Source organism: Salinimonas profundi (assembly GCF_014750655.1).
Classification (GTDB): Bacteria; Pseudomonadota; Gammaproteobacteria; order Enterobacterales; family Alteromonadaceae; genus Alteromonas; species Alteromonas profundi_A.
In genome coordinates, this window is record NZ_JABBXD010000001.1 from 672773 (window position 1) to 689059 (window position 16287).

The following is a 16287-nucleotide window of genomic DNA, read 5'->3' on the forward strand; positions in this document are numbered from 1 at the left end:
CATGAAAACACATCGTATTGCCTCTCTTGCGTTGGCAGTCAGTGCCGCGTTTAGTAGCACCGTAATGGCTCAGGAGTCTGGAACTAACCAACAAACAAAAACAAAAGATAGTTCCCTTGAGCAAATCACGGTAACCGCCCAAAAGCGTACCCAGTCCATTCAGGAAGTGCCACTTTCAATTGCCACGCTAAGTGGTGAAAAGCTAGATAGCCTGTTCGCTGGTGGTGAAGATATTCTGGCTCTGGCTGTACGTGTACCAGGCCTTTATGCAGAATCATCAAATGGACGTGTTGCACCGCGTTTTTATATTCGTGGTCTGGGTAACACCGACTTTGACCTGGCTGCGTCACAACCGGTTTCTATTATCATGGATGAAGTGGTAATGGAAAACGTGGTATTAAAAAGCTTCCCGCTTTTTGATGTCCAGCAGGTTGAGGTCTTACGTGGACCGCAGGGTACTCTGTTCGGTCGAAACACAACAGCGGGTATTGTAAAGTTCGATACAGTCAAACCTTCACAGGATTTTGAAGGCTTTGCCAAGCTGGGCTATGGTAGCTACAACACAGTAAATCTGGAAGCCGCTGTTGGCGGTGGACTGACCGATGACCTGTCGGGCCGTTTCTCAGTTTTATCTCAGCACCGTGATGATTACATCGATAACGGCTTTACCGGCCAGGATGATGCGCTTGGCGGCTTTGATGAGCGTGCATGGCGTGCTCAGTTGCTGTATGAACCAAACAGCCGTTTCTCTGCACTTTTGAATGTGCATGGCCGTTCTTTGGAAGCCACAGCATCTATTTTCCGCGCGAATATTTTCGATAAAGGCAGCAATGACCTGAATGAAAACTATGACCGCGATGTTGTCTATTACGATGGCGACATCGATGGTAACGGCGCAGATAACAACCCGCAAGAATACGATGGTTTCGGTTCATCATTAAAACTGACTTACGACTTCGATGCGGTTGAACTTACGTCAATCACTGCACTTGAAACTGCTGATGGCTTTAGTCTTGGCGATATTGACGGCGGTGCCGGTGAAGGTGCAACTGAAAACTCTGGCTTTATTCCGTTTACTGCGGTTACACAGGATAAACTGGATGACCTTGAACAGTTTACCCAGGAATTCCGTTTCGCCAGCCAGACAACCAAGCCGGTAAGCTGGCAGGTGGGTGCTTTCTTCTTTGACTCATCATTCAACGTAACCAGCATCGATGGCTACTACGGTGCGACCACCGTTTACCACGACAATACTACCTGGGCTGTTTTCGGTCAGTCTTCTTATCAGGTTAATGACAAGCTGGAAGTAACCGGTGGTCTTCGTTACACCTATGATGAAAAATCTCTGCGTGTGGGCATGCAGAATGAAAACGGCTTTGCACTGGTAACTGGCGATGCGACTATTCAGGATTACGATCCGATTGATGTCGATGACGGCCAGATGAGCTTTGAGCTTAGTGCAAACTATCGCCTGACTGAGGATATGTCTGTTTACTCACGTTATGCCAATGGTTTCCGTGCCCAGACGATTCAGGGTCGTGACGTGGCATTTGAAGGGGCGCCTTCAGTTGCTGATGCAGAAACCATCAACTCTTTTGAGCTTGGCTTTAAATCCGACATGCTGGACCGCACCCTGCGTTTGAATGCCGCGGCATTCTACTACACGGTTGACGACATGCAGTTTTCTGCCATCGGCGGTGGAAACAACTTTACCGCTCTGGTAAATGCAGATAAGGGTGAAGCCTATGGTTTTGAAATCGACACGCAATGGCTTGCTACAGACGCACTGACGCTTACTGCCGGATACAGCTATAACCACACTGAAATCAAAGATGATAGTCTGACTGTTTCACCGTGTGGCACCAACCCGGCATTTGGTTCAACCGGTAACTGTACAGTGCTGGATCCGCGTCCGGACGGCTTCAACGCGGTTATTGACGGTAATCCGTTCCCTCAGGCACCTGAGCAAATCTTCACGTTCACTGCGCGCTATGCCATTCCGGCTGGAAATGACGGCGAATTTTTCGCATTCACAGACTGGGCATTCCAGGGTGAAACCAGCATATTCCTTTACGAATCTGTTGAATTTACTACAGACGACAATTTCGAAGGCGGTTTACGTATCGGTTACGAAAACTTCAACGATGGCTATTCTGTAGCCCTGTTTGGCCGTAACATTACTGATGAAGACAACGTTAAAGGCGCTATCGACTTTAACAACCTGACCGGTATTGTTAATGAGCCACGCATCATTGGTGTAGAAGTGAAGAAAACATTCTACTAAAGAGTGTGATTTTCAGATAAACAAAAAGCACGTTGAAAAACGTGCTTTTTTGTTTCTGATACTCTGATAACACAGGTAACAAGACCGGATATTAATTATCCTTGTCGTCTTCCTCATCATCTTCAGGCATTTCTACGTCGACTTCCGGCACCTCGACAACTTTCTTTTCAGTACCGACTTCAACGTCAGCGGTATCTACGTCATACTCTGGCATTTCACCGCCTTCAACATCGACGCTGGGCATCTCGCCTTCTTCTGTCTGCTTGACTTCATACTCAGGCATTTCACCGGCATCAGCTTCAACTTCCGGCGCTTCACCTTCCTGAGTTTTATCAACATCGCAACCCGCCAGCGCCAGTAGCGCGCCAAGGGTAATAGCTAGTTTGCTAAGATTTCGCATAGTGTTTCTCCCTAAATCAAACGATTAGTGATCAATAGACACTATTTGTTACTCTCAAAGTTCTAATTTTGTTTACTCTACAAATAAGTTACTTTCCCAGCCAGACAATCGCTGGGTATATATCAACGGTGCAGGCCCTTTCTGTGCAGATGTGTGCAATTGTATGCAGATGAATATCAGCTCATTGTCATACCGGTTTACCACAGCGCAAAAAAAACACTTCGCAAGGAAGTGTTTTTTAACATTATCTTATGACTCTTCAGCAAAATGGCCTGGGTGAGCATCTTGCTCAGCCTGCTGAGGCTTTTTCTTTCTGAACAAACCGCGGATATCATCCAGAATAAGATAAAGTGCTGGCACCAGTAACAATGTAATAACGGTAGCAAACAAAATTCCGAACGCCAGAGAGATAGCCATGGGAATTACAATTTGCGCCTGCAGACTACGTTCAAAAACGATGGGCATGAGCCCCATAAATGTCGTTAAGGATGTAAGAATGATGGGACGAAACCGCTGCGTGCCGGCACTGATAGCGGCATCAACGAGACGATGCCCTTCCGCACGGGCACGATTAACAAAGTCGACCATGATCAGGCTGTCATTCACCACTACTCCCGACAACGCGATAATGCCGCATAGCGAAAGGGAACTTACCGCCATACCCAATACCAGGTGCCCGACTATCGCTCCCACTACCCCGAAAGGAATCACCGCCATAATAATTAACGGTTGCGAGTAAGAACGCAGAGGAATGGCCAATAATGCGTAGATAGCAAAGAGCGCAAACAACAGTCCCTGAAGCATACTGATCATAGCCTCCTGCTGCTCTTTAGAGTTACCTTGCAACTGGAAGTTAACTTCTGGGTGACGCTCCATAATCGCCGGAATTTCCGTCATTACCACATCACGGGTTACTTCACCCGGATCAAGCAGCGCTTTATCCACTTTCGCACTGACGGTGACTGAGCGGCTGCCATCCACCCGAATGATGGATGAAAAGCCTTCTCCCAAAGAAATTTCGCCGACTTCTTCAAACGGAATCGCTTCTCCGCCAGGCGCGCGAACCCGCATGTCCTGAAGGTGCTCCACAGAGGTACGTTTTTCTTCAGGATAGCGCACCATCACTTTGACTTCTTCATCATCACGCTGGACACGCTGTACTTCAGCCCCGTAAAACCCGTAGCGCACTTGCTGACCCAATTGCTGCAAACTAATACCCAGCGCATCGGCCTGAGGCGTGGTAGACAACTGAATTTCATCGCTGCCGCCAGCAAACGAATCATTGATATCGCTCACGCCATCATAATCTGCCAGACGATCTTTAAGTGCCTGCGCGGCAGACTGCAATGCGGCGGTGTCAGACGACGTAAACTCAAAGCTTAAGTCCGGCCCGCCGAAGCCACCGCCGCCACCAATATTGAGGGTTTTGACCCCCGCAATTTCAGGCATCTGCTCACGCCAACGCTGATGTATTTCATAATCCGGCAGTTCGCGGGTCTCGCCCTTTGACAGCTCAACAAATATTTCACCGCCGGTGTTGCCGTTATCAAAAGCAATAGCGTGTTTAATAACACCGCTTCCCGTCTCTTTTTCAACGTTTTTATCCATACGATGCATCGCACTGAGCATGCTTTGCAATGTGTCGTCACGCTGAGAAATCGACGAGCCCGGCTCCAGCTCAAAACTGGCAGACATAAAGTCACTGGGTACATTAGGGAAGAAAACGAAGCGCACGATACCGCCTGCGAACAAGCCTGCAGTGATAATGAGCAGCGCGATAAATGTGGCCAGCGTGATGTAACGATTGCGAACTGCTTTTGCCAGAAACGGGGCATAGCGCTTATGCACAAAAACTTTAATACCTTCGCTGAAAAAGTTTCTGAAGCGCTGAAACGCATTGAGTGTGTCCGGATCATGAGGCTTGAGATTCATATGAACCAGATGCGCCGGCAAAATCAGCTTTGACTCTATCAGCGAGAAAATCAGGCAGATGATGACCACCCAGCCGATGGACTGCCAGATAACACCGAAAGGCCCCGACACCATTAACATAGGGGTAAATGCTGCAATGGTCGTCAGCACCCCAAAGGTTGCCGGCATTGCCACCCGCTTCACTCCGGCGATGACATTATCCGTCGTATGCCCTTTCTTATCGATTTCGGTGTATGCTGACTCCCCCATGATGATGGCATCATCCACCACAATACCCAGCACCAGAATAAACGCAAAAAGACTCAACAAGTTTATTGAGACACCGACAAATTCCATCGGCATGACAAAAATTGCGCCCAGAAAACAGACCGGCAATCCCCATATTACCCAGAACGCCAGTTTCACCCGCAAAAACAGTGACAGTACGATGAACACAAGTAAGGCACCAAAGCCCATATTTTCCAGCATCATGTTAAGCCGGTCGTTCAGGTAAAACGAGGAGTCCCCCCAGGTATCGGCGTGCAGATGGGCAGGAAATGTCGGCTTCGCCTTATCGATATAGGTATTAACCTGTTCGGCGATTTCCAGGGCATTCTGATCACCCACGGCTTTAACCCGCATACTGACAGAGGGTTTGCCATCAAAATACGCAAAGCGATTATCTTCGACAAAGCCATCGTTAATTATCGCAACATCGCCAAGCTGCACGCGAGTGCCATCAGCGCTTGTCAGTAACGTGATTTGTGAAAAATCATAACCGGTGTAGGCCTGCCCCTTGGTACGCAGCAGAATATCTCCGTTGTCAGTTCTGATAGAGCCGCCGGGTAAATCAACACTGGATTGTCTGACCAGGGCGACAACTTCGGAAAATGTCAGGTTATACTTTTGCAGGTCTTCTTCGGAAAGCTCAATGGAAACTTCATAATCACGGGCACCAACAATATCAACATTGGAAATGCCGCTTAGGTTAGCAATATCATCGCGAATATTTTTTGCAAATTCTTTAAGCTCGCGCTCATTAGCATCGCCGTATACAGATACCCAGATAACATCTGATTGCATTTTCTGACGATAAATAACCGGTTTTTCTGTATTGGCCGGAAAACTGGGGATTGCATCGACCTGGACCTTTACCTCGTCCAGCACATCCTGTACGTCGTAGCTTTCTTCTACTTCGATGCTAACCGTGCCCATGCCTTCTGAAGCGGTTGAGGTGACCTTCTTGATGCCGTCAAGGTTTTCAATGGCCTCCTCAACTTTAAGGATAACGCCCTCCTCAACTTCCTGTGGCGCGGCCCCAAGATATGGCACCCGAACATTGATCACGTTAACTTCAATGGGCGGGAATATCTGCTTTTGAATCGTAAAGACAGAAATGACACCACCGATAAGCAGAACCCACATTAACAGGTTCGATGCGACATTATTGCGTGCAAACCACGCGATAATTCCTTTATGTGTATCAATCTTACTCATCTGCCTGCGCTCCTACCTCTACCTTTTCAGAGGATTCAGGCTTATCTTTTTCAGCGGGAGTCGGTGAATCGCCTTGCTCACCGGATAGCCGAACCTTCATCCCTTCAAATGGATTGGGAACAGCGCTCATCACCACCATGTCGCCCTCTTTAAGACCCGCTGCAATGTAGACCTTCTGTGCATTTGTACGCGCAACATCAACAGGTTTTATTTGTAATTCATTATTGTCATTTACAGTCAGCACCGTCTGATCCAGCCTCAGTACGCTGCGCGGTAATACAAACAGGTCACGGGACTGTCCGGCTGAAATATTAGCCTGAACAAACTGACCAAACCGCAAGGGCATATCCTGATTGTCCTGCTCACCGCGATTATAAGGATCCTCAACACGGGCCACCACATAACTGACCCGGCTGGCAGCATCCAGAATGCCTTCACTTCTGACCAAATCAGCATGCCACTGATGCCTGACCCCATTGACCCGCGCCTGAAGAACGACATTATCTTTTTGCTGAAATCCACGCTCCAGGTCAATAAATGCCATGTCGCTGTCGGCGACCGGCAGGCGAACCTCCGCAACGTCCGTGCTGTAAAGGGTGCCAATTTGCATGCCGATAGACACAAACTGGCCAATATCGACATTACGACTGACGACCAGACCATTGTAGGGCGCACGAATCTGCGTACGATCAAGGTTACGCTTGGCACGCTCCAGTTTGGCCAGAGCGGCCTTTACGTTGGCCTGTTCACGGGCAAGCTGTGGCTTACGCAGTCCAAGCTCAGGGGGGGCCATAGAATTTACCGATTGCCATTCCTGGCGGGCAACTTCACCGCGTGCCAGCTCTTCCGTAAGGGCAGCCTGCGCCTGAGCCAGCTCTGCTTCTGCCAGCTTAAGTTCGGTTTCATAATCGTGCTGTTCAAGGGTAACCAGTACATCACCTTTTTCAAACATGCCGCCAGCAACAAAAACCTCTGACAGTTCGGCCACTCTGCCACTGACCTGAGCACTGATATCTGTTTGATTCCGGGGTAATACATTGCCCTGGGTCTCGACCGCAAACTGTACTGACTCGCGATTAACCGCCTGTGCGTCCACTAAAAACGCTTTCGTCTCAGCAGGTTTTTTCTCGGGGGGCTTTTTACTGGTAATCAGGATAATCGCGACGACCACCGCCCCCAACAAAATAATGACGGGCAGAAGTGTTTTTACCAAAGATGATTTGTTCATGCAGATCCCTTCACAACATGGATTTTTACGGTAATTAGCTGATTTATCATTTTTTTATGACAGCCTAATTATCTGATCTAAAAATTATCAGTTGTGGAGTGTACCGCGAATGCGTCGGTTGCGCGCGGTTAAAACTGTTAATAAATATGACTAAATGTGAGGGTGTCGGCAAAAGGTTCACAACACTGCTCGCAATACGAATTTATGCGATTGTCGAGCTGGATAAATGTTCTACAGCGGGCTTGAAGATAATAAAAATAACGCTTAACTTAGTGGTGGATTTTTGTTCAAAACTTTTAAAAAGAGCACGATAATGAGTCTTACCAAGCAATATTTGAAATCCAAACCTGTTTGTAAAGTGACCTTTCGCTTAAAAGCGCAGGAAGCAGGTAACGCGTCTTCAGTGCGACTGGTTGGCGATTTTAACCAGTGGGATGAATCGGTCTCCCCTATGCGCCATCTCAAAAACGGTGACTTTACGCAGACACTTACACTGGAAAAAGACAAGCAGTATGCTTTTCGATATTTACTGGATAATGCTCGGTGGGAAAACGATTGGCAGGCAGATGCCTATGCCCCCTCGCCAGTGAGCAGCGACGACAATTCAGTCGTGTCAGTCTGAACAAAAAAAAGGGCTGTGAACACAGCCCTTTTCGCGATTAATGGCGCAAATCTTTACAAAGACTTTTCCAGTTCAGGTAGTACGTCGAACAAATCGCCTACCAGACCATAATCCGCCACCTGAAAAATCGGGGCTTCTTCATCTTTATTGATAGCAACGATGACTTTTGAGTCTTTCATGCCGGCCAGATGCTGGATAGCACCCGAGATGCCAACGGCAATGTAAAGTTGCGGCGCAACAATCTTACCGGTCTGACCAACCTGCATATCGTTAGGAACAAAGCCCGCATCTACCGCTGCACGCGATGCACCGATAGCAGCGCCGAGTTTATCCGCGATACCTTCAAGCAAAGAAAAGTTTTCACCATTTTGCATGCCGCGACCGCCAGAGATAACGATATCTGCAGCGGTCAGTTCAGGGCGCTCTGACTCAGTGAGTTCCTCGCCAACAAAGCTGGATTTTTCAGACGTTTTCACCACATCCAGTGTTTCTACAGACGCATCATTGCCCTGCCCAGCTGCATCAAACGACGCCGCGCGAACGGTTATTACCTTGATAGCGTCTTCAGACTGCACTGTAGCTATCGCATTACCGGCATAAATGGGCCGTGTAAAGGTATCAGCAGATTCTACACTAATGATGTCTGAGATTTGGGCAACATCCAGCAATGCCGCAACACGCGGCATAAAGTTTTTACCTGTGGTAGAAGCGCTGGCCACAATATGGTCATAGTCCTTACCAAGCTCAACCACTAAATCTGCAATATTTTCAGCCAACTGGTGACCATATGCCTCGTTATCCGTAACGATAACCTTTGCAACGCCATCAATTTTTGCCGCGGATTCAGCGATGCCGGCACAATCTGAACCAGCCACCAGCACGTGGATATCACCACCCATTTTGCTTGCAGCATTGATCAGCTTGGCCGTATCGCCTTTGAGCTCATTATTATCATGTTCTGCATAAACTAATACTGTCATCAGATCACCTTCGCTTCGTTCTTAAGCTTATCTACCAGCTCGGCAACATTCTCTACCTTAATACCACCTTCGCGTTGCGGCGGAGGTGTTACCTTCAGCGTTTTCACTTTTGATGTTAAGTCCACACCAAAGTCCGATGCTGACATGACATCTAGCGGCTTACGCTTAGCCTTCATAATATTTGGTAGCGACGCATAGCGTGGTTCGTTCAGACGTAAATCGGTAGTAACGACCGCTGGCAGGTCAAGCTGAACCGTTTGCAGTCCGCCATCAATTTCACGTGTTACGCTGACTTTTTGCCCGTCAATATCGACCTTGGACGCAAAAGTGCCTTGCGGCATGCCAGTAAGGGCTGCCAGCATCTGGCCTGTCTGGTTGTTATCTGAGTCAATACTTTGTTTACCCAGAATAACCAGTTCTGGTGATTCTTTTTCTACCAGTTTGCTCAACAATTTAGCAACCTGTAGGGAGTCCAGCTTTTCATCCGTATCTATCTGAATACCGCGATCAGCACCCAGCGCTAAGGCGGTGCGAATCTGTTCCTGGCAGCTTTTATCACCGATAGAAACCACCACGACTTCTGAAGCTACGCCCTGCTCTTTTAATTTAACCGCTTCTTCAACAGCGATTTCACAAAACGGATTAATCGCCATTTTTGCATTGGTCAGGTCAACGCCGGAATTATCGGCTTTAACCCGTACCTTCACGTTGTAGTCAATTGCACGTTTGACTGGTACAAGTATTTTCATTTGTTACCTCAAAATTTGAGTTAGCCGGTGATGTACCACCCTGTCTTGATATCATCAGCCTCTTTATATGGTTGATGGACCGATAAAGGTTTACCCTGCATTAACGTAGAGTATACATTGAGACCAACTTGCTTTACGTTAACGTAAACTAAGCTGCAATCTACTTCCTGTTGACGTAAACGTCAACCTGCATTACCTTTCGAGGCGACAATTAATTTACAACTTTTTGACACGTGGCATTATTTGTTTCACCTATAGTGCACTATAACAATGAATTTTAAGGAGCCACCCATGGAACGTGAATCAATGGAGTTTGACGTCGTCATCGTTGGTGCCGGACCGGCCGGTCTGGCAACGGCATGTCGACTCATGCAACTTGCTAATGACGCCGAGCAGGAGCTCATGGTCTGCGTTGTGGAGAAAGGCTCTGAAGTCGGCGCGCATATTTTATCCGGTGCGGTCTTTGAACCTCGCGCCTTAAATGAGCTGTTTCCTGACTGGAAAGAAAAAGGCGCGCCGCTCAATACCCCCGTTACCGGTGATGATATTTATCTGTTTAACGATGCCACCTCCGCGCGCAAGCTTCCTAACTGGATGACGCCTAAAACAATGCACAATGATGGTAACTATATTGTGTCGATGGGTAACGTCTGTCGCTGGCTGGCACAGCAGGCAGAGGAGCTTGGTGTAGAAGTCTTTCCGGGTTTTGCAGCCGCAGACATCATCTACAACGAGGATGGCAGCGTGGGCGGCGTAGCGACAGGCGATATGGGTATTGGCGCCGACGGTGAGAAAAAAGACAGCTATATGCCCGGTATGGACTTAAAAGCAATGTATACAATCTTTGCTGAGGGGTCTCGTGGGCATTTAGGTAAAAGTCTGATTGAGAAATTTGAGCTGGATAAAGATGCCAGCCCGCAGCACTATGCTATTGGTTTTAAAGAAGTCTGGGATATCGATCCGTCTAAACACCAACCCGGTCTGGTCGTGCACTCTGCAGGCTGGCCGTTAGATGACGCTACCGGTGGCAGTTATCTCTATCATGCTGAAGATAATCAGGTACTGGTTGGGCTTATTGTTGACCTTAATTACGAAAACCCGTACCTGAGTCCGTTTCACGAATTTCAGCAATTAAAGCACCACCCTACCATCAGTCAATATCTGGAAGGCGGTAAACGCGTAGCTTATGGTGCCCGTGCAATTACCAAAGGTGGTTTTAATTCATTACCTAAAATGTCCTTCCCGGGTGGATTACTGGTCGGTTGTAATGCCGGTACGCTGAATTTTGCAAAAATTAAGGGTAATCATACTGCGATGAAGTCGGGTATGGTGGCTGCAGAAACGCTGTTTGAAGCATTAAAAACTGACCAGCCTGAAAAAGAATTGACACATTTTGCAGATAATATTAAAGCGTCATGGTTGTATGATGAGCTTTACAAATCGCGGAATTTTGGCCCTGCCGTGCATAAATACGGTAATTTCTGGGGCGGTGCGTTTAATACGCTCGAACAGAACTTTTTTGGCGGCAGTCTTTTTGGAAAAACACTGACAGATAATTCCAAAGATTATGCACAAATGAAAACGGTAGATGAAGTTACTAAAATAGACTACCCGAAACCGGATGGAAAGCTAAGTTTTGATAAGCCTTCTTCTGTGTATCTTTCAAATACCAATCATGAAGAAAATCAGCCTTGTCATTTACAGTTAAAAGACCCGTCGATTCCAATTGAAGTTAACTGGCCGAAATACGCAGAACCCGCGCAGCGATATTGCCCTGCTGGCGTGTATGAGGTCATTGATGATGACAACGGAAATAAGAAGTTTCAGATAAACGCGCAGAATTGCATTCACTGTAAGACGTGCGACATTAAAGATCCTTCACAGAATATCCGCTGGGTAACGCCGGAAGGCACCGGTGGGCCAAACTATCCGAACATGTAATTACGTTAGTAATTAAAATAAAAAGAAAAGCAGCAAAACGCTGCTTTTTTTTTGATTAAAAATTAACTATGATTATTTAAATACTAATGCAATTAAACGTAAGGTTAATAAATGAGCGAGTTTTTGGATATTTTAACCCACGGAAGACGTTTACAGGGAGCAGTAAAAGAATTGTCGATTTCTGAACTTGAAGAGGTTCGGGCAAAATTAGACAATATTATTGAGAAACGCCACGAAAAGGCAGCTGAACAAGAAAAACAGGCAGAAGAAAAGAAAGCAAAGATTGCTGAAATTCAAAAGCAATTGGAAGAAGCTGGTCTTGCTGTCAGTGATTTAAAAGAAACATCGCTACCCGCTTCAAAACAGGGTAAAACAGGTAAAAAGCGTCCGGTTAAATATAAACTGACCGATCAGTCAGGAAATGAACATAAATGGACGGGTATTGGCAGAATGCCTAAAGTATTTAAAGAAGCATTAGATGGCGGAAAGTCGCTCCAGGATTTTTCTATCTAATATGTAATTAATTTAAAGGCGACTTATGGTCGCCTTTTTTATTCCTTTCACAATATTGTCATTTATTGTTAAATAAATTCCCGGCTAATTGGGCCAAACACGTGGCTCAGCGGTAACCAAATAGATTAAAAACGCTATCATTTCACTATGCCTATTTCTTTAAATTACGAAATCACACGCAGTGCCCCGGCACACCCCTGGCTTATTCTAATACACGGATTGTTTGGGAACCTGGATAACCTGGCGGTGGTTCGCCGCCACTTTCAAAAATCCTGCAATGTCGTAAGTATCGACTTACCTGACCATGGCGAATCTCCGCATACCCAGGGTTTTTCATTCGAAGCATGCGCGGAAGGGGTAGCCACCATCATCGAAAAGACAGAGGCTGACCAGGTGTACCTTTTGGGGCATTCATTAGGCGGCAAAGCGGCAATGATAACAGCGCTACACTACCCTGCGCTTATTCGCGCATTGGTTGTGGCCGACATTGCCCCTGTAACCTACCCCGCACAACACAATGCCATTATTCGTGGCCTGCGGGCCGTTGACCTGAGCGATGTCGAAAAACGCTCAGATGCTGACAAACAACTGGCGCAACATATCGCAGAGCCCGGCATTCGCCAGTTTTTATTAAAAAGTCTCTATCAGGATAACGATGGTCACTGGCAATGGCGGTTTAATCTTGAAGGTATTGCGGCGCATTACGACACCATCAGAAGCTGGCCGGAGACAGACTTGGAATTCTCAAAAGACACCTTATTTATTAAAGGAAGCCGTTCAGATTATTTAAGCAGTGAGTACAGAAGCGATGTAATGCGACTATTTCCAACAGCAAAAGCACGCGTTATTGACGGTGCAGGTCACTGGCTTCACGCTGAAAAACCTGAAGCGTTTAATCTTGCTGTGGAACGATTCCTGAGCGGCGTTGCGCCTTAACGAGACGTCACGTGAGATAAATTTAAGCGGTTTTCTGTGCGCCATTGAATTAGAATATGCTATAGTCTGCGCCTGATTTAGAAGGGGTGTTATGCCCAACAGTACGTACGAATTATTTGAATCCGTCTCAATATATCTCGGGCTTGGTGGCCTTTTCATTCTGATGGGTTTGGCAGTACACGATGTGCTTAAAAAAAATGATGTCCCCCTGGTAGGAAAGCTGGTGGTCTACGGCGTGCTCGGCGCCGGTGCACTGGGTTTTCTGGCTAAAGGGTTGATCGAAATGTTTTGGATAAGCACAGGCGTGTAAAGACAGTTAATAGATAGAGGGTAATTATGGCAAGTGTTGGCCTTTTTTTTGGAAGCGACACAGGAAATACTGAGCACGTCGCCAAGATGATACAAAAGGAATTAGGTAAACACCTGATTGATGTTTTTGATATCGCGAAAAGTACCAAAGAAGCCATTGCTGAATATGACCTGCTGATATTCGGCATCCCCACTTGGTATTATGGTGAAGCGCAGTGCGATTGGGATGATTTCTTTCCGGAACTGGAAGAATTGGATTTCAACGATAAACTGGTCGCAATTTTCGGCTGTGGTGACCAGGAAGATTATGCGGAATATTTTCTGGATGCTATGGGTATGGTTCGCGATATCGTAGAGCCTCGCGGCGCAATTTTAGTTGGCCAGTGGCCGACTGAAGGCTACGATTTTGAAGCCTCAAAAGGTATGGCAGACGACAATCATTTTGTCGGATTAGGCATCGACGAAGACCGTCAGCCAGAGCTGACAGATGAACGTGTCAAGGCGTGGTGCAAACAATTGCATGATGAGTTATGCCTGGCTGAACTTGCCTGATAATTGTTAAAAAGCTGCCCATGAGCAGCTTTTTTTATCTGTTCTGAAATAGATCACAGTTTAAACCGTTCTACCGCACCACGCAGACTGTCCATTTGCCCGTCAAGTTGCATGACTGATTTATTGACGTTCTGCGTGCTTTCAGCGCTGGAGTCAGCCAGTTGAACTATTTTATTCAGACTGGCAGCCACATCTGCAAGCAGCCCGTTCTGTTGTTGCGTATCGCTGACGATGCTTTGATTGATCTGGCTTAGTGAGTGAATAATATCCCGGATCTGACTCACTTGCTCATCAACCTGCCCGATGATTTCAACCCCCCGGTTTGCCTGCGTTTTACCGTCTTCAATAGCGTGCACTGCCTGACTGGCATCGCGTTGTAACGTCGCTATCATCGCCTCGATTTCCTCCGTGGAGTTTTGCGTACGGGTAGCCAGTGTTCTGACTTCATCAGCAACGACAGCAAATCCTCTGCCCTGTTCGCCGGCGCGTGCTGCCTCGATGGCCGCATTTAACGCTAACAGGTTGGTCTGCTCGGCAATGGTTTTAATCACGTCCAGTATACTGCCGATACTGCGGCTGTTCTCTTCCAGTCTGTTTATAGTCTGTGCAGACTTCTCTGCCTGTGAAGCTTGCTGGTTGCTTTGCTCTCTGCTTTGCGCGACCAGTTCGGCGATGGCCTGACTTTGTGTGCTGACTTTATTCAGTGATGCTGTTGAAGCGTTAATCTGCGCTAAGTTACTCTGGCTGGTCTGCTGAACATTTTCGGTATTCTGCGAGGTCTTTCTAACCTGCTCACGCTGCTCGGCGACATCCTTTAACGAGCGCTCACCCATTGCTACGCTTTCTTTTGACACCTTATCCAGCTGCTCTTCCTGGGCCAGAATGTTACCGATAAGCTCCCGTAAACTGGTAGTTAAGGCATTTACCTTTTGTGCTAATGCGGCAAACTCATCATGGCCACTGGTATCAAGCTGACAGGTTAAGTCGCCTTTTGACAACTGACTTAACCCACTATTTATACGTGACAGAGGGCGAGCAATACTGCGCGTGGCGATGGTTCCCAAAACGATTGCTGCCAGCAGTCCCAGGGCCGATACGACCAGCGTCTCTACAACACTTTCCTGAACCGTTTCAAGAATACTTTGTTGCCCATCCAGGGTGGACTGGCTGGCCTGGTCAAACAATGCATTGATGGTGGTGAGAGCGGCAGCGAGTGCCTCATCAGCCTGTTCTCGTCGACGTTGGCTCTCAGCGATGGCATCAAGCTTCTGTTGCTGCAAATCGATCAACCCACCATCGCCGGTAAGGTTTTCGGTAACGAGGGCATACTGCTCGTTAAACGCATCAACGGTACCGCCGTTTTCGATGGTTTCAGACAGCCTGTTGAGATAATCCTTATCCACCTGCAGATTACTTAACTGGTAATTGAGGTCTTCAACAATGTTTGCCGTGGTTTGTGGATGAGTTGTCTCGGCAAGTTCATTAAGTGCAGTATTCAGTGTCAGTAATTTATTGTCGACATTAGTACCAGCGCCAATAAGTGTTTCAATACCCGGATCGTTGCTGTCGATGTAACTTAAATCAAGCATCAGCGCGCTGGCTTCATCCGTCATACCCAACAGTGTATTCAATTGCTCTTCAAGTGCCCGGGACACAACAATGCGCTGCACGAGTGCATCGTACATAGCCTGGCTTTGTTCAACAAATTGTTCTCCATCCTCCACAGCCTGAGCAACCGCCTGGTTGCGCGGGCGGGATTGGCGAAGCTCATCAAGCTGGGTAATAAACTCGGTGGAGAGAGTGCTGAACGCGTCACGGTTGGTGGTCAGTTTTTGCGCATCAGATTCATAAAAACCATTTGCAACAATAGTCGCCAGAGATTGCGTTTCAGATTTGATTTCCATCATCTGGATCTGCAGAGGCATTTTTTCGTCGGCCACCGAGCGTGCCGCTTCCCGAATGTCAGAAAGCCCTGAGTAGGACAAAATACCTATCAGGAACAGCAGACACCAAAATACCACAAACCCAAGAATTATCTTTCTGACAACTGTCAACTGCATTTACTACGTTCCTGTCCCTATCACTGCATCGTTAACATACAAAAATGTTATTACTAAGTAAATTTATCTTTAACAGAAAATGAACATTTCAATGATAGTATCGGCACATTCGACAATTTTATTATCATTCTTTGGTATATTTTTAGTAAACCCGAAGTAGAACTGAGACACCGGTTGATGTTGGCTGGGTATTAAATGATTAATTTTTGTGCGTCAGTTTGACAAAAGACGGCTTTTCCTTTCAAATCATATCAACTTACCTATAATAACGGCTACCTCAAACACAGCCCTGAAGTTGGTATTCA

General features: G+C 47.0%; 13 protein-coding genes. 7 read left to right on the plus strand and 6 right to left on the minus strand.

The features are described 5' to 3' along the window. Position 1: 1 nt before the first annotated feature. Positions 2-2284, plus strand: coding sequence for a TonB-dependent receptor (locus HHX48_RS02955; protein WP_191022135.1), 2283 nt, complete (start codon positions 2-4; stop codon positions 2282-2284). Positions 2285-2375: 91 nt separating this feature from the next. Here HHX48_RS02955 and HHX48_RS02960 read toward each other — a convergent pair whose 3' ends face one another. The 3 genes from HHX48_RS02960 to HHX48_RS02970 form a co-directional block, all read right to left on the minus strand. Beyond that, a complete protein-coding gene (locus HHX48_RS02960; protein ID WP_191022136.1) occupies positions 2376-2684 on the minus strand; it encodes a hypothetical protein in 309 nt (102 codons plus the stop codon). A gap of 249 nt (positions 2685-2933) precedes the next feature. Further along, positions 2934-6092: an efflux RND transporter permease subunit gene (locus HHX48_RS02965; protein ID WP_191022137.1), complete on the minus strand. Its 3159-nt coding sequence runs from the start codon at positions 6090-6092 to the stop codon at positions 2934-2936. Next, positions 6085-7320 (minus strand): efflux RND transporter periplasmic adaptor subunit, encoded by a 1236-nt coding sequence (locus HHX48_RS02970; protein WP_191022138.1) that lies wholly within the window; start codon positions 7318-7320, stop codon positions 6085-6087. Before HHX48_RS02970 ends, HHX48_RS02965 begins: the two co-directional genes overlap by 8 nt. 313 nt (positions 7321-7633) lie before the next feature. Between HHX48_RS02970 and HHX48_RS02975 the strand changes: the two genes are divergently transcribed. Next, a complete protein-coding gene (locus tag HHX48_RS02975) occupies positions 7634-7942 on the plus strand; it encodes an isoamylase early set domain-containing protein (protein ID WP_191022139.1) in 309 nt (102 codons plus the stop codon). 53 nt (positions 7943-7995) lie between these two features. Here HHX48_RS02975 and HHX48_RS02980 read toward each other — a convergent pair whose 3' ends face one another. Both HHX48_RS02980 and HHX48_RS02985 read right to left on the minus strand, forming a co-directional pair. Next, complete coding sequence (locus HHX48_RS02980; protein WP_191022140.1) at positions 7996-8922, minus strand: electron transfer flavoprotein subunit alpha/FixB family protein; 927 nt, start codon at positions 8920-8922, stop codon at positions 7996-7998. After that, positions 8922-9671, minus strand: coding sequence for an electron transfer flavoprotein subunit beta/FixA family protein (locus HHX48_RS02985; RefSeq protein WP_191022141.1), 750 nt, complete (start codon positions 9669-9671; stop codon positions 8922-8924). The genes HHX48_RS02980 and HHX48_RS02985 overlap by 1 nt, the downstream gene beginning before the upstream one ends. A gap of 291 nt (positions 9672-9962) precedes the next feature. Here HHX48_RS02985 and HHX48_RS02990 point away from each other — a divergent pair, with 291 nt between their 5' ends. The 5 genes from HHX48_RS02990 to fldA all read left to right on the plus strand — a co-directional run bounded on the left by HHX48_RS02990 (position 9963) and on the right by fldA (position 13922). After that, the gene (locus HHX48_RS02990; protein ID WP_191022142.1) at positions 9963-11612 is read left to right on the plus strand and encodes an electron transfer flavoprotein-ubiquinone oxidoreductase; all 1650 of its coding nucleotides are present in this window, start codon (positions 9963-9965) and stop codon (positions 11610-11612) included. 111 nt (positions 11613-11723) lie between these two features. Then, positions 11724-12125 (plus strand): H-NS histone family protein, encoded by a 402-nt coding sequence (locus tag HHX48_RS02995; RefSeq protein WP_191022143.1) that lies wholly within the window; start codon positions 11724-11726, stop codon positions 12123-12125. 147 nt (positions 12126-12272) lie between these two features. Further along, on the plus strand, positions 12273-13061 hold the full coding sequence (locus HHX48_RS03000) for an alpha/beta fold hydrolase (protein ID WP_223857973.1): 789 nt from the start codon (positions 12273-12275) through the stop codon (positions 13059-13061). 91 nt (positions 13062-13152) lie between these two features. Then, a complete protein-coding gene (locus HHX48_RS03005) occupies positions 13153-13371 on the plus strand; it encodes a DUF2788 domain-containing protein (RefSeq protein WP_139756434.1) in 219 nt (72 codons plus the stop codon). Positions 13372-13397: 26 nt separating this feature from the next. Beyond that, on the plus strand, positions 13398-13922 hold the full coding sequence (gene fldA / locus HHX48_RS03010; RefSeq protein WP_191022144.1) for a flavodoxin FldA: 525 nt from the start codon (positions 13398-13400) through the stop codon (positions 13920-13922). A 53-nt stretch (positions 13923-13975) separates the two neighbouring features. On the opposite strand, the gene HHX48_RS03015 is transcribed toward fldA, so the two are convergent. Further along, on the minus strand, positions 13976-15982 hold the full coding sequence (locus tag HHX48_RS03015; protein ID WP_191022145.1) for a methyl-accepting chemotaxis protein: 2007 nt from the start codon (positions 15980-15982) through the stop codon (positions 13976-13978). Positions 15983-16287 lie beyond the last annotated feature (305 nt).